Source organism: Telmatocola sphagniphila, from assembly GCF_018398935.1.
In the GTDB taxonomy this organism is placed as follows: Bacteria; Planctomycetota; Planctomycetia; order Gemmatales; family Gemmataceae; genus Telmatocola; species Telmatocola sphagniphila.
This window is the reverse complement of sequence record NZ_CP074694.1, coordinates 2141581-2155300: the sequence shown is the minus strand read 5'-3', so window position 1 is coordinate 2155300 and position 13720 is coordinate 2141581. Positions and strand designations below refer to the sequence as shown.

General features: G+C 52.2%; 15 protein-coding genes. 11 read left to right on the top strand and 4 right to left on the bottom strand.

Annotated elements, in window-relative coordinates; translation table 11 throughout:
* The first annotated feature begins 1313 nt into the window (after positions 1 to 1313).
* The 4 genes from KIH39_RS27055 (at position 1314) to KIH39_RS08590 (ending at position 5539) form a co-directional block, all read left to right on the top strand.
* Entirely contained in the window at positions 1314 to 1571 is a 258-nt protein-coding gene (locus KIH39_RS27055) for a tetratricopeptide repeat protein (protein ID WP_213500341.1), read from the top strand.
* Positions 1572 to 1749: 178 nt separating this feature from the next.
* Positions 1750 to 2388, top strand: coding sequence for a DUF6444 domain-containing protein (locus KIH39_RS08600; RefSeq protein WP_213498928.1), 639 nt, complete (start codon positions 1750 to 1752; stop codon positions 2386 to 2388).
* A 2-nt stretch (positions 2389 to 2390) separates the two neighbouring features.
* On the top strand, positions 2391 to 3128 hold the full coding sequence (tnpC, locus tag KIH39_RS08595) for an IS66 family transposase (RefSeq protein WP_246539611.1): 738 nt from the start codon (positions 2391 to 2393) through the stop codon (positions 3126 to 3128).
* Between the two features lie 1001 nt (positions 3129 to 4129).
* Positions 4130 to 5539 (top strand): flavin monoamine oxidase family protein, encoded by a 1410-nt coding sequence (locus tag KIH39_RS08590; protein ID WP_213498926.1) that lies wholly within the window; start codon positions 4130 to 4132, stop codon positions 5537 to 5539.
* A gap of 101 nt (positions 5540 to 5640) precedes the next feature.
* Here the strand turns inward: KIH39_RS08590 and KIH39_RS08585 are convergent, their stop codons facing one another.
* Positions 5641 to 6249, bottom strand: coding sequence for a transposase (locus KIH39_RS08585; protein WP_246539690.1), 609 nt, complete (start codon positions 6247 to 6249; stop codon positions 5641 to 5643).
* A gap of 24 nt (positions 6250 to 6273) precedes the next feature.
* On the opposite strand from KIH39_RS08585, the gene KIH39_RS08580 reads away from it, so the two are divergent.
* Positions 6274 to 6444, top strand: coding sequence for a type II toxin-antitoxin system Phd/YefM family antitoxin (locus tag KIH39_RS08580; protein WP_213498924.1), 171 nt, complete (start codon positions 6274 to 6276; stop codon positions 6442 to 6444).
* Positions 6445 to 6675: 231 nt separating this feature from the next.
* Here the strand turns inward: KIH39_RS08580 and KIH39_RS08575 are convergent, their stop codons facing one another.
* A complete protein-coding gene (locus KIH39_RS08575; protein ID WP_213498923.1) occupies positions 6676 to 7269 on the bottom strand; it encodes a TetR/AcrR family transcriptional regulator in 594 nt (197 codons plus the stop codon).
* Between the two features lie 147 nt (positions 7270 to 7416).
* On the opposite strand from KIH39_RS08575, the gene KIH39_RS08570 reads away from it, so the two are divergent.
* Positions 7417 to 7731, top strand: coding sequence for a hypothetical protein (locus tag KIH39_RS08570; protein ID WP_213498922.1), 315 nt, complete (start codon positions 7417 to 7419; stop codon positions 7729 to 7731).
* Between the two features lie 888 nt (positions 7732 to 8619).
* Here the strand turns inward: KIH39_RS08570 and tnpB are convergent.
* Positions 8620 to 8979: an IS66 family insertion sequence element accessory protein TnpB gene (gene tnpB / locus KIH39_RS08565; protein WP_213498921.1), complete on the bottom strand. Its 360-nt coding sequence runs from the start codon at positions 8977 to 8979 to the stop codon at positions 8620 to 8622.
* A complete protein-coding gene (gene tnpA / locus KIH39_RS08560; protein ID WP_213498920.1) occupies positions 8973 to 9320 on the bottom strand; it encodes an IS66 family insertion sequence element accessory protein TnpA in 348 nt (115 codons plus the stop codon). The genes tnpB and tnpA overlap by 7 nt, the downstream gene beginning before the upstream one ends.
* Before the next feature lie 73 nt (positions 9321 to 9393).
* Here tnpA and KIH39_RS08555 point away from each other — a divergent pair, with 73 nt between their 5' ends.
* The 5 genes from KIH39_RS08555 (at position 9394) to KIH39_RS08535 (ending at position 13543) form a co-directional block, all read left to right on the top strand.
* The gene (locus tag KIH39_RS08555; protein ID WP_213498919.1) at positions 9394 to 10176 is read left to right on the top strand and encodes an IS66 family transposase; all 783 of its coding nucleotides are present in this window, start codon (positions 9394 to 9396) and stop codon (positions 10174 to 10176) included.
* 378 nt (positions 10177 to 10554) lie between these two features.
* Complete coding sequence (locus KIH39_RS08550) at positions 10555 to 11133, top strand: TIGR02996 domain-containing protein (RefSeq protein WP_213498918.1); 579 nt, start codon at positions 10555 to 10557, stop codon at positions 11131 to 11133.
* 495 nt (positions 11134 to 11628) lie between these two features.
* Positions 11629 to 12270 (top strand): hypothetical protein, encoded by a 642-nt coding sequence (locus KIH39_RS08545; RefSeq protein WP_213498917.1) that lies wholly within the window; start codon positions 11629 to 11631, stop codon positions 12268 to 12270.
* 124 nt (positions 12271 to 12394) lie between these two features.
* Positions 12395 to 12871, top strand: a complete 477-nt coding sequence (locus KIH39_RS08540) for a hypothetical protein (protein ID WP_213498916.1) — start codon at positions 12395 to 12397, stop codon at positions 12869 to 12871.
* A 36-nt stretch (positions 12872 to 12907) separates the two neighbouring features.
* Positions 12908 to 13543 carry a DUF4291 domain-containing protein gene (locus tag KIH39_RS08535; RefSeq protein WP_213498915.1) on the top strand — a complete coding sequence of 212 codons (636 nt, stop codon included), beginning with the start codon at positions 12908 to 12910 and terminating at the stop codon, positions 13541 to 13543.
* The last annotated feature ends 177 nt before the right edge of the window (positions 13544 to 13720 follow it).

Sequence of the window (13720 nt, the reverse complement as noted above, 5' to 3'; positions counted from 1 at the left end):
CTGTCGGCTTCGGCTTGGGCGGACACCAGCTTCGCTTCCGCCTGTGCAAGCCTTTGGGCGGCCACCGCACGGTCGCGCTGGTAATCCTCTGAATCGAGGAGAGCTAACACCGTTCCTGCGGGAAACCGGTCCCCCTCATGGAGATCGCGATCACCTCCGCCCGGACGTTCCACCCTGAGTAATTTGCTGATCGTACCGCCTATCGGGCGTAAACGCGAGGGCCTCCACCGGGTCAATTCCTTCACCGAAGCGGTATGTTCGACTCGGCTCGGAGAGGTCCAAAAGTTCAATCAATCTTTGAGCGGGACTTTTCTGATCCCCGGCGACGGCGAGGGGCTGAGAAAAGTAAGTCTTATAACTGACATTGTGGTCGCCCAAAAAGTTCTCTTGACGAGCTTCGGTAGGGGGCTTACAGAGGATCCCAAATCGATCGGGCCGCACCGACCAATAGGATCACCCGGAAGCCCGTTACCGGCTTGCAGAGACCAGAAGCCCCGTCCCGGTTCCTCCGGCTTCGCGCCGAAAATCGGTCGGGACCCGTCCGAATCGGGGCCGCGGCGGTGAACAACGGGGGGGCTCGAGCCGTCGGAAGAAGTCGGCAAGGGAGTACGCGGCGGCCGCAGGGGCTTCGGACCAGAAGGTTCGAGCCGGTCTGCCGGCTCCGGTCGTCGCGGGTACTGAGTCGGGGCCGTCGCGAAAGCCGCTTCGACAAACAGATCTGTGAAGGTCCGCGCGGACCAGTTCAGGAACCCAAGAGGGGCAGGGGAGAGCAAAATTCGATTTGTATTAACGTTAATAAAAATAGGGCCCCTTTATTCCTGGATTCGAGTGAGAATCGCGAATCAAACCCGAAGCGAAAGGGTTTCCGACCCATCAGAAACGATCGAACCCCGCACAACCAAAGTGATGGAAGATTCTGTGCCGCCCCGGTCCGACCTCCGGTGGGGGAGAGGGAAGGGAGAGTCGTTTCCTGAGTATAGAAAGAACCCCCGCTGTCGAAATCTCTACACTCGCCACTTTAAGTATTCCAGAAAATCAGTAGCAGTTCGATTCTCAATTCCTTCGCAGAACTTGAAATGGGGTTCGTCGAAAAAAAAGCGATAATACTTATCTGACTGATCATTGCGGAAAGAGTATTCTGAAGTTGAGTATTAGATATTAAGAATCCATAAACAAAAATAATAAATTGTTATTGATTTTATATAATCCTCATGTTCGATGTTATATATATATATATATATAACAAGTATTGTCAACGCCGGTCGAAATGGGCGATGCTCTAACGGTCGTCTCCGTGTAAACACGAGGCGGAAATTTGGAGTGCCCGAGGGAAACTGAAAAGAGGAGAACTATCGGACGCGAGACACTCACTGGAGCAAGCAGTCCGGGAATTTCCGCGATCGGTGCAGTTGCGCACTCTATTAACTCATGCACTGTTGCGACAGAACGAAGATTTGGACGCAGCGGAATCCGCTTTGTTGACGCTTTTGAAAATAGATCCGAATCATACCGAGGCTCAGAAGAACTTGCAGTTGTTGAGACAGCATCGGAGCCATATTTTGATTAATTGAAAGCAGGATGATCGAATTCACTAAGAGCTCGTAGCCGTACCGTGAACTCCGTTCTTGTCTTGTGAGTTATCCTGATGGCTTTTGGCCCTCACGACTTAGGGGTAACCGCTCACACCTCGTCCTGAGATTATCGGGAATTGCTCTTGCGCTGGGGAATTAATTATCTCATACTCGGGTCATGGAGTGTGTCAGCGAAGAGTGGCTTGTTCGCCAAACGCCGGAAGTTCAGGCCGTGCTGCGGATTCTTTTGAACCGCATCGCCGAACTGGAAGCGAAACTCGGCAAGGATTCCAGCAACTCTTCGAAGCCGCCTTCAACGCAACATCCCCACGCCAAGCTTTCGAAGCAAGCCCAAAAGAAGGCCAAACGGAAGTCGGGCGGCCAACCGGGGCATCCCAAACACGAACGCTCTTTGGTTTCCGCACACGAGTGCGACGGCGTCATTGTTTGTTTACCGGCCGAATGCCGCCGTTGTGGCGAACCTTTGAACGGAACAGATCCCCAGCCTTTGCGTCATCAGGTCTGGGAGATTCCCGAAATCAAGCCTTCGATTACGGAATATCAACTCCATCGTCTGCGCTGTTCGTGCGGCAAGACCACCTGCGGAGAATTACCCCCAGGCGTGCCTGTCGGAATGGCCGGGCCTCGATTGGTTGCTTTGTCCGCTTTGTTGATGGTCTGCTTCCGGCTCTCCAAACGACGCTGCGCCCTGTTTCTGGAACAAATCCTGGGTCAGGAGGCTTCGGCTTCCTGGATGATCAAACTGCAGAACCGAGCCGCCGAAGCCTTGCAAGCCCCTACCAGGAGTTGGCCTTAGCCTTGCCTGGGGAAGCGGTCCTCAACGGCGACGAATCGCCCACCAAAGAAGGGCTCGCCAAAGCCTGGACCTGGACTTTTGTAGCCGCGACTTTCAGCGTCTTCGCTCTCCGCACCAGCCGCAAAGCCCAGGTGGTCCTCGAATTCCTGGGCGATTCATTTACCGGCGTTCTAGGCTGCGACCGGGCCAAGATGTATTGGGCTTTCGGACGCTTGCAGTGGTGCTGGGCTCATTTGCTCCGCGACTTCCAAAGCCTCATCGATCGCCCCTGTCCGGTCGCTCGACGCTTAGGACACGACTTGCAACGACAGACTCGGGCGATGTTCGAACTCTGGAATCGCGTTCGGGACGGAACCCTCAGCCATAAAGCGTTCGGCGAACAAATGATCCCCATACGAAGCGAAGTCGAAGCCTTGCTCTTGCGAGGAAAATTCGATCCGAAGCTGCGTGGCTTTTGCTCCGAACTCTGGAAATACCGGGCTCGGCTTTGGACGTTCGTCGATGTCGAAGGAGTAGAGCCCACCAATAATGCCGCCGAGCGGGCTTTGCGGCCCGCGGTCATTTGGCGGAAGTTATGCTTTGGAACCCAATCGGCTCAAGGGAGTCGGTTCGTTGAAAGAATGCTGACCGTGATCGAAACCTGTCGACAGCAGAAACGGAATTCATTCGACTGGATGACACAAGCCGTCCAAGCTCACTTTGCCAAAGAGAAAGCCCCTTCTCTCTTGGCCAGGGTGTGAGTGATTACTTAAACAACTTCATCAAACTCTTGGTGAGTGAGTTGGATACGCTTGATGGGATTTCATCATATCGCGCCCATTTCTGGTTCAACCGATTCCGACCCAAGCAAGAAAATGCGCAGATACTTTATTTACTTGGCGACAAGGACGGTGCTTGGCAAGAGATTGAGGACTTGGCCAAGCTGTTCGCTGATAGACAGAGCGCAAATCGAGCAGACTGGTGGGTTGAGCAATTGCGACTTTCGGGATTAGGAACCCACAGAATGCATCGCTCAAGTTAACTTTTGAAGCGTCGCGAGTAAGTGGATTTGATACTTAAATCTGTTCGTTTGGAAGTTCACAGATCTCATGGACAAAGTTCTTCATTCCAACTGGAGGCGGCGTGTCGGACCGCCGTAGGTTAGGGGAGTATATGCAGTGCCATTTTCCGCAACCTATCCTTCGAAAACTGAATTGAACCTCCTGAGATCCATCACCACAATAATCACCAACTCTCTTGAACTTGTCCTATCTGGTTGGGGGCGGAGGTAATGTTGGTGTCCTATGAGCATAACCTTTGGCTTTCCGTAGCTGGGAGCGTCGGACTTATCCTCTTCCTGTATACAGTCAAAGCTGTCACCCTGCGACATGTTCGCGGAGTTGCGATGGCAGGCATTTCGTTCGCGATCGCTACGGTCCTGTGCGTACCTGTGACCTGGTTATTATCCCCCGATTGGGACAACCAACATGTGCTGCGCATCGAGATTTACGTTGGCAATCCTATGATAACTTTGGCCATCCCTTGCATTTCGTTCCTGATCGAACTTATTCGGCGCTCAGTAGGTCGAGCGGGCGGCTGGTTGTGGCGGGTGCCTTTAGAAATTTTCATTGCGGTTCCAGCTTGGCTATACTGCTGGGTATATTTCGAATTACTCGTGCTTGGTTGGATATGGATCTGATACAGTTCGCGGATGCAATTTCTTAACTTCTAAACAGCGAACGATACTTAAGGGTACGACTTCATGAGCCATCTCAACGAACTTGCAAACACCCCTCGACGAGAATTCCTCAAGGCTGCGATTGGTTCTACGTTTGCCTCTGGAGTAGTTATCGGCGGAGAACCTATCGCCAGGTCTGTAGACGTCGCTGTCGTTGGGGCGGGCCTTGCCGGGCTCACAGCCGCTCGTGAATTCCGGTGTCACAATATTCGTGTTTGCGTTCTCGAGGCACGTGATCGCGTAGGGGGTCGAACCTTCGATCATTCGATCGGGGGAGGGCATGTCGTCGAAGGAGGTGGCCAATGGGTTGGTCCGACGCAGACTGCAATTCTCGGTCTTGCAAAAGAACTTGGAGTCGAAACTTTCAAATCGTACGAAAAAGGAAAGACGATCATTTCTGTCTCTGGTGTTCGATTCACCACATCGGCGGAAGAACGTGGAAGCGCCGATATGCGCAAGGTGAAAGCGAAACTTGACGCGATGGCCAAGGAAGTTCCTTTGGCCGATCCGTGGGCGGCAAAGAGAGCGAAAGAATGGGACGCGATCACCATCGCGGACTGGCTTAAAACGAATGCGTCACGGGCGGAAACACGCGAAGAGCTAGGCCTTGAGATCGAAACGGAACTTGGACCGCCCGAGAAAACTTCTTTACTTTGGTTCCTCTTTTACATCCACTCGGCAGGAAGCTTCCACGCACTCAACGTCGAGGCTCAGGAACTACGATTTAAGGGCGGTCCGCAAGCCCTCTCGAAGAAGATGGCAATAGAACTCGGAGACGACTTGGTGCTGGCATCTCCCGTCTCCAAGATCGATCACTCCGGCGATGTACTCATAATTGAATCGAAGCTTGTTCGCGTGAAGGCAAAGCGATTGGTAGTGGCAATGATGCCGGCCGACACGCGCCGAATTGAGTTTAACCCTGCTCTTCCTGCTCAACGTACGGCTCTAATGAAAAAGTGGATTGGCGAGCCGGGATTCAAAGTAAACGTTGTCTACCCGAAGCCTTTCTGGCGAGAGGCTGGGTTAAGCGGGCTGGCCGTCAGCGATCATGGCCCTGCGGGGATCACTTTCGACAACTCACCGCCGGATGGATCAAAAGGAGTATTGGTTATCTTCATCGATCCTAAGAAAGCACCAAAGGACGGCCAGGCTCGACGAAGGTCGGTAATTGAAGACCTCGCGGTTTTATTCGGGAAGTCGGCTAAGGAACCTACCGATTATTTTGAGACCGACTGGGCTGGAGATAAATGGATTACTGGATGCGTGTCCCCGCTGCCGAAGGGAGTTTTAAGCGAATACGGAATCGCGTTGCGAAAGCCAATTGGAAATATTCACTGGGCCGGGACCGAGACGTCAGAAGTCTGGTGTGGGTATATGGACGGAGCTGTACGATCGGGCCAGCGAGTGGCTCAGGAAGTGAGGAAGGAGTTGTAGCCTCTCTCAAGTTAATCCTAACCCTGTTCATTTTTGGGCCGGTGGGATGATTTCGATAGCGCTCGTGGCTCCGTACATAAGGTGTGTCGGACGAATGGCACTTAGTTATCTCTAACTCCTTTCGCCAGTTGGCGTTTGGCTTCATTCCTGGGCATCATGAGTCGGTCGTAGGGTTTGGGTCTGCGTTTTCTGCGACGCGGTTCATAACGATTTGGTCGATTCGCAACTCGATGGCTGGCGATCTCATCAAGCATCAACTGATAGACCACCCAGCGAAATTCAGAATTCTTTTCGCTATGCATCGCAATCACTTGCTGAAAGGCTTCAAGCGTTTGGAAGGTTCCCTTAAAGCTGATCGATCGGGGATCGATTTCATGTTCTTTGGCAGCCTGAGCCATGATCGTGCGGAGGAGATTATAAGCCAGAATGTGAGTCCAAATTTCCTTACGGACCAACTCCAGTGTCTTGCAGCGTAAGATATCCATTTGCAGAGTCTGTTTTAACGAGCGTAGATCTAATTCCGCATTCCAGCGAGTGCGATATAGTTTTGCCAGGTCAGTCTTGGTAATCTCGTCCGCATCTAACAACGTCGAAGCAACTATGATAATACGGGTGCGAAAGCCCGCCTGCTTAACTTCAACACGTGTTTCCCGTACTGCCAGAAACTCGGGAAGCGAATCATAAATTGCTCGGTCATCCTGATTGAACACATCAACCAATCACATCGAGGCTCCATGCGTAAAGTCAATTCCACCGATTTCAAGACCCATTTCGGCGAATTCCTCAATCTGGTTCGCGACGAACCCATCGAAATCCTGCGTGGCAGCAAGTCCGTCGGGGTGTTTGTATCTAACGAAGAGTACGAACACCTCCAGAGGTTAAGTGTTGAAATGACAGCCGTTTAAGCAAGGAATAGATTTTCGCTCTCTATTTTGGGTTCAAGTGTTCCCATGTTTCTCTTCTTCAGTGCTTTACCCCTTTTCTGGTGAACAAGAGATCGCAGGTTAAAATCCTGTCAATCCGCTTGCAACAAGACGAATTGAACTTGCTCACCAGAAATGGCAAATCTCCCTATCGACAAAACTTATACCTCATATTACCCCGGGCATCGATCGGGAGCCTGTGGCGGGGAGGCTTCACGGCTTTTTCCCAAGTTTGCTCGCCAAATAGAGTCTATTCATCTCTCTTAGTTCTTGCGGTGCTCCGGGGCTGGTGGCGATTCCCTGTTCGTGAGTCAATGCCTTCATGGTCTTCATGTTGTGCAGCAGAACAACGGCAATGTCGTCGGCTTTATCAGGTTGAAGTTTCGGCGAACGGAGCATCAGGATCTGTGCTATACGCCGCAGCGCGGCCTTGCGGAACTCGGTTCGCTTGACCGACCACTCAGAACGGGCCTCTAGCAAGGCGGTTATGGCCTTACTTTCGCCGTGAAGCTCGACCAGTAAATCAACGAGTTTGTCGGCCAAATCGTTGACCGAAAACGATGCCACCTGATCTTCAATCTTCCCGACTGCCTCGTCGATCCGCTCTCCGTAGCGTTGGATTAAGGCGTCTGCCAAGACTTCCTTGTTGGGAAAGAAGCGATACAGGGATCCGATCTGCGCACCGGCGCGGGCGGCGATTTCCGCCATTGTCGCAGCTTCAAAGCCTTTTTCCGCAATGGCCGACGCCGCCGCTTCCATCAAGGAAGCGACGCGCAGCTTACCCTTGCTTCGCTGAGGCTTGAGCATGCTTCGTTCGAGATTAGGTCTTGACTTATTTGAGTCCATCATCAACAATCCATATAGTTGAGCCAATCCTCAACTATCGTAATGAGCAATCGCAGGGTAGTCAATAAAGATTGACGTGACCCCGACCCGATTAGAAAGGATTTAGGCGTGTGCTGGTATCAATATCTCGGTTACTTTCTTGGTGGTGCGTTTCTGGTCAACGCGATTCCTCATTTCGTAAGCGGTGTCATGGGGCACCCGTTTCAGAGCCCCTTCGCGACCCCACCAGGCGAAGGATTATCGCCCGCGTGGGTCAACGTCTTGTGGGGTTCCGCGAACTTCATATTCGCCTATTTGTTACTTGCACGGTTGGGAAACTTCGGGGTTCGTTGTTGGAGTCATATACTGGTCGCGGGATCTGGCAGTCTGGCGATGGCTTTGATGAGTGCGCACATTTTTGGACGCTTTTACGGCGGTCTGTAAATCAATAGGACTGCGACAAGGGACACCAAATTCGTTAGTAATTGCAGATGATTCAACTCGACACCACTACCATAGTGCTCATTTTCATTGACCTTTAAATCGGCGGCATCCTCGACTTGCAACCTGCTCCTCGCTCCCGTGCGGATGTCGCGAAGGCCGGGAGCGCGATTGCTGAATGATTTAGGCAAACGGCGGTGCTCATAGCTTGAGAACTGTACGCGTCGGCGATTTGGTATGGCCGGTGCGCGAAGACCTTGGCCGAATTTCGAAATCTCGATATGCAATCCGCGCATAGGTATAGAGATCAACTTTGGAACTCTCGTTGCCAAAAGCTCCCAGGCGCATTAAACGCTGGTATAAAGCTGGGCGGTCGCTGGAAGATCCGGGTCGCCCTTATCTTTGGATTGCCAGGTCAATTTGTCTGAATAGAAAGGCGGCTCAATCCAAGTAACGACAAAATCGCATTTCAATTCAGAACTTCTTCGAATCGGCAAAGCTCTTACTCACAAATTCTCGAGACGTCAATACTTGCCGTTACGAGTGTCAATTCTAAATCTGAAAAATCACGAACGAATCGTCCCTCACAACCTCAAAATAGGCTTCTGTGAGACTGTGTCTGATGTGCGGTTACAGCTTAATCGCGATTTATTCTGACATGAAAGGCAATAGAAAGTGACTATTTAACCAGAAGATCGCGCTTCGTTGTTTCGAATTTGTTATCTCTAGATTTATGGAGAATAGATGCAGCGCGCTGAGGGTCTCCGCCCAGCAACCGTCTTCGGATACCCCAGCCTTGAGCCATTTCTGAATCAAGCGAAGGATCCTCGGATCGGCAACCCAAAAAGTTTCAACGCTTCGAAAAAATAATGCGATCTGCCGAAAAGATTTTCAGCCGGCCTGACGTTCGAGTTCAAAGCGTTTGCGACGCCGGGCCGAAGAGAGGTCGATACCGCCCAGAATCAAAGCCAGATCGCTCGAGGAGATCGATACACCGGCCGCATCCACGGGGATCTTGGGCATCTCGAAGCGCCCGGCTTCCAAACGCTTTTGCCAGATGGCATAACCGTCTTTGTCCCAGTAGAGCAGCTTCAACTTGTCCGCTCTTTTGTTGCGAAAGACGAACCAGGTACCCGAGAGCGGATCGCTTTGAAGGTGCTCGCGGGCCAGGGCCGCCAGACCGTCGAAGCTCTTCCGCATGTCGGTGGGCGTCACGCACAGAAGAATCTTCGCCGAAGTGTAGTTCAGCATGAGACCTCCTGAGCGGACAACGCGCCGAAGAGGGCTCGGAAAGTCGATTCTTCGACACTGTGAACAGTCACAACATGCCCCGACGGACAGCGAACTTCGATCGTTGGCAGGGACGGCTTTGTTGAATCGGAAGCGGCGGGAACTACCGTGATCGGAACGAACCCGGGAGAAGCTTCAGCCTCCCGACGCTTGAGTTCCCGTTGCCAGTAATAGTAGGCCGCCTCGCTGATTCGAAGCCGTTGACAGAAGGCTCGAATGGATTCGTTGCTGGAACGCTGATCCAAAATCGTCTTCTTCCAAAACGCTTCCCGCTGGGGATCTCGAACACGACGCTTCGACATGACTCCGACTCCTGAAGGTTAAAAACTATCAGGATAACTCATCCGACAAGAAGGGAGTTCACCAGCCGGATACGTGCTTTACGGAGTGCACAAGGATGCCGAAACGTTGCAGAAAATCCTGGATCCGGCGGTATTTTCGGGTCTGGTCCTCAGCGACAACGCGGCCGTTTACGCGCAGTTCAGCAATTCGCAGAAGTGTTGGTCTCATCTGATTCGCAAGGGGATCAAGCTGACTTTGCAAGATCCGACGAACGCGGCCTATCGCCACTTCACCGATGAGTTGCGGGCGATCTATAAGGAAGCCTGCGAGGTTCAAAGCGATCGAAGGTTAAACGCCCAGCAGAAAAAGAAAGCGGTAGCGGCGTTGGAAGCTCGGGTGGTTGCCTTGTGCCAACCGATATGCGAAGCCGAACTGTCGAAGACGACGGGTCTGGAAGACGCCTACCGGTTGCTGAACGAAGAGGTCATGCGTCTGGTGTTGGCGGAGCAACTGTTCGAATTCGTGACGGCCTCGCCCGTGCAGCAACCCAATGGCGAGATGAAATCGATTGGCGGCACGAATAACGAAGCGGAGCGGACGTTGCGTTTTCCCGCGGAGGCTCGAAAAACGGGTCGCACGAATAAGACTCCGATCGGAGCTCGGCGGCAAACGGTGCTCAAGAGCGTTCTGGAATCGCTGCGGTTGTATCTGTCGAAGTACACTTTGCAGAAGACGATTGAAGAGATTAACCGGTGGGCCCAAGTGGGGCAAAGTTGTTTCGCCCAGCTTTTAGAGAAGTTGAAGATTCCCAAAGCGGAAAGCCCGCTACTCGATCAACTCTTTCCTAAAGAAACGCAGCCACTAGGAATCGTTTAAAAAGACAATCAGACGAGATTCGACTTTCCGACAGAAATTGATCGGACCGCCCCCGCACGCCCATACTTTGGACGGCTACGCGATTCCTGGCGTGCGTGACGTAAAGAGGATCTGATCTTCGCGGTCGGAGTCGTCCTGTGGACAGGTGCGAGAGTTCTTGGGCTGGAGAAGACCCGAGGGAGAGAAGAAATCGAGGTACGGGAGCAGAATAAGCAGGGAAGGAGCGATCGTTTTTGTCGGATGCAGTGGTATCCATGGTAAACTAACTAAGTGTGTCGGACCGCGTAAGGTTGTGCCCCTCGAAAAAGTACTCTTCATTGAAATAAGGCCTTATTATTTTTCTTGAGCGGACAAATTGAAGTGTTAACATTTAGCAACATGACCCCAACTAAGCTAGATATTGACCGCGGCGCGTTCATCCGTCGCATCTGTGAGCATCCCTTCGACGATAGTCTCCGACTGATCTTCGCGGATTGGCTGGAAGAGAACGAGCCGGAGGACGAGCAATACAAGACGTTACGTCGGCAGATCGCGGATTCGTCGATTGAATGGCGGAGCTATCTGCAAGCTTACAGCATGGGGTATATGGTTGGCGAGTACTCAAGCCGTCGCGGGCTTATGGAGGAAGTCCACATGACTTGTGCAGACTTTATGAGGCATGCGGAAATGCTTTTCAAAAATAACCCCATCACGCGAGTGAGTCTGACGGATAGGAAGGTTTGGAAGGGGTTTTACGGTGTTTACGGCTGGCTGATTTCTAGATCCTATGAACGCCAAGACACCTTACGCTTCGAGCTCTGGAAAAAGTTGGAACCGAAGATCGAAACTTATCCAAAACATAGAGTTTATGAAAGTGAATCTCAGGCCTTCGAAGAACTCTCTCGTGCCTGCGTAGATTATGGACGAGAGCTGGCGAGACTTCCAAAGCTGGAGTGGCCGTCCCAGGGGGCGGGATAGGTGCGGAGCCGTGTCGGACCTCCCACGAAAAACAATCTAAGGAGAGTGAGGAATTATTACTGACTGAATGTGCCCTCGGGCTGTAAAATCCCAGCATCGGGGGCTAATCAAGGGAACATAACCATGCCGATGCCAGGTCCGCATTGCGGTATCGTAATTAGGCAAAGCAATGTGTACGGCCTTTGCTCTTCCGGTGGCAAACTCTTGCCGGTCGAACGGAGAGCACCGACACCTCCGCGGTCTGTTGGGGGTGTTTTTCTTTCAAACGGGTTTAAATTCCATGTCCTCCAGGACACCGACATCGGTGCGCCCGGCTGCCTCAATCAGTTAACAGATTACGAATTTGACAAATCGCTCCGAAGCAGTTCAAAGCTATCTGCCGCGAATCACACTTTACAAACCACTGATGCAACGTTCAGAGAATGTTCTCGCCTCCGCATGGAATAACATCGAGAACGATTATCGGTCTTGAAGTTCAATGTGCAGGATTGATACATGATTAGGTCAAAAATAGTACTGGTCGAAGGTGTAGCTGGTGTCGGCAAATCCAGGCTCATTGACGCATTGCTCCGTCGGTATGTGCATGAGGCAACTACAATCCGCACTTTCCTGCATCTGCCTCAAGGTCACTCTTATTTTCCATTGTCGCCAGATGAGGAGAGTGAGAATCGAACGGCGGATCACAATCGCAAGCACTTGCGACAGATCACCGAACAACTGAATTGGTTTTCCAGCATTGCCGAGGCGGGGGAAATGGCGAAATTCTACAGTGTCATTGACACACTCCATCTCACTCATTGCGTTCGCCCAGGTCTACTTAAATGGGAGGATGTGAGTTCTGTCGATCAAGCACTGAAAGCGATGGGGTGCCGATTGCTGTTCTTGAGGGCGAAAGAAGAAACGATTTGGGAACGAACTATCCTCAGCAGAAAGGACACTAAGTTCATCAGTCACTACGGTAGACGATACGGTGGTAGCTTGGAGGCTATACACCGATATTTTGTGGAAGAGCAGTTACGACTACTTGAGCTTGTGAATAAATCGCTATTGCCATCCATCGTTCTCGAAGCCGAAACCCCTTTTGATGAATTGGTTACTGCAGCCTATTCATTTTGGACCGTACCGGATCTCAAGTGATGATTGGAAACTGTAGCTCCTTGGTCGAACAATTTGACCGATGATCTGGTGCGGATCTTTCAAGCAGATCCCGAAGTGTAAATTGTTTCGATAACCGAGCATACATCAGAGGAAGTGAACAGGTATGGAATCGTTCGGTGTACGTTTCGCTGTGAACAACCTCGATCGATTCGAGATACTCTGCTCGCTTTACGTGGAACTCAGGCGGGATAAGAACTCCGGTCACTTCCGAGACCCAGTGGAGTGGGTGCAGCATGTTCCCGATGAAGTCAAGGCCCGGTTTTCCTGGCCTACCCCAGATGAGCGGGCACACTGGCTAGACATCCGGAACTCAACAGTCATCGCGATCCCTGAACCCTTCGAGCAACTCGGCGCGAATTGGGACTTCTATCGTGTCTTCGAGGCGATCGAAGAGAGTGAGTATGACGTGCTGGACTGTGTGCTGGTCGAGCCCGGTTTCGGCGAGTTACGGATCAACCCCCACGCCTATCCATACGGTGGTGTCGGCCCGCTGATCGCGCTGGCCGAGGCGTTCGGATTTGCGGTGTTGGGTGTGAACGAGAATGGCAAATACCAGCTCCGTCAGGAACTACTCAGGTGAGAAATATTGGTCAAAACAGAAGAGGGAGGGCACACCGTGGCGTTGCTTACGCAGCCGTACTGGGAGCAGGCTAAAGATTGGCCCAAAGTCGGTCGCCACATCCTCGCCCAGTACGACGACGACACTATCCTCGTCTACCAAGCTTATCGTCCATCCATCGGTCGGTATGTGGCCGAACACGGGACGTTCGGTGGAGAATTTAGCTACACCCGGATGAGTTGGGTGAAGCCAAACTTCCTGTGGATGATGTACCGCTCCGGTTGGGGCACAAAAGTGAACCAAGAGGTTACGCTGGCCTTGCGGCTGCGACGTGCATTCTTTGACTCGCTCTTGGCACAGGCAGTTCCCTCGTCATGGGACTGCGATCAATTCTCTACTGCGGACGAATGGTCGCGAGCGGTCACCCAGTCGTCGGTGAGGCTACAATGGGACCCGGACCACCACCCATCCGGCGCCAAGCTGGAAAGGCGAGCAATCCAATTGGGGCTTCGCGATGAGGTACTGAAGACGTTTGCGCAGCGGGAGTTGGTCGAGGTGTTGGACGTGTCAGATTTCGTGGCAGAACAACGGGAGCGGCTGTCCTCGAGTGGGGTGTCGGTGCTTGTAACCCCTCGCGAAAGTGTCTACCAGCCAACAGATGGTTCCCTCGCCTCGCGGCTGCGACTGGCGTAATGAAGTCACGCCAATCTACTGCGACGTTCGCCGCACGATCGGTCGTCTGACGGGAACAGAAAATAAGGCTATCTGTTAATTACCCGGTAGAAGGGGAAAGTGTCCGGGGGAGGGTGGAGAAATTTTTTGAAGAATCATTAGAGCCACCGAAGATTTCTCCTGCAAGTCAGATATGAT

Coding starts and splice junctions, on each gene's coding strand:
- KIH39_RS08600 (WP_213498928.1), top strand. CDS start 1,750: ATGGAGTGTGTCAGCGAAGAGTGGCTTGTTCGCCAAACGCCGGAAGTT.
- KIH39_RS08590 (WP_213498926.1), top strand. CDS start 4,130: ATGAGCCATCTCAACGAACTTGCAAACACCCCTCGACGAGAATTCCTC.
- KIH39_RS08580 (WP_213498924.1), top strand. CDS start 6,274: ATGCGTAAAGTCAATTCCACCGATTTCAAGACCCATTTCGGCGAATTC.
- KIH39_RS08575 (WP_213498923.1), bottom strand. CDS start 7,269: ATGCTCAAGCCTCAGCGAAGCAAGGGTAAGCTGCGCGTCGCTTCCTTG.
- tnpB (WP_213498921.1), bottom strand. CDS start 8,979: ATGCTGAACTACACTTCGGCGAAGATTCTTCTGTGCGTGACGCCCACC.
- tnpA (WP_213498920.1), bottom strand. CDS start 9,320: ATGTCGAAGCGTCGTGTTCGAGATCCCCAGCGGGAAGCGTTTTGGAAG.
- KIH39_RS08550 (WP_213498918.1), top strand. CDS start 10,555: ATGACCCCAACTAAGCTAGATATTGACCGCGGCGCGTTCATCCGTCGC.
- KIH39_RS08545 (WP_213498917.1), top strand. CDS start 11,629: ATGATTAGGTCAAAAATAGTACTGGTCGAAGGTGTAGCTGGTGTCGGC.
- KIH39_RS08540 (WP_213498916.1), top strand. CDS start 12,395: ATGGAATCGTTCGGTGTACGTTTCGCTGTGAACAACCTCGATCGATTC.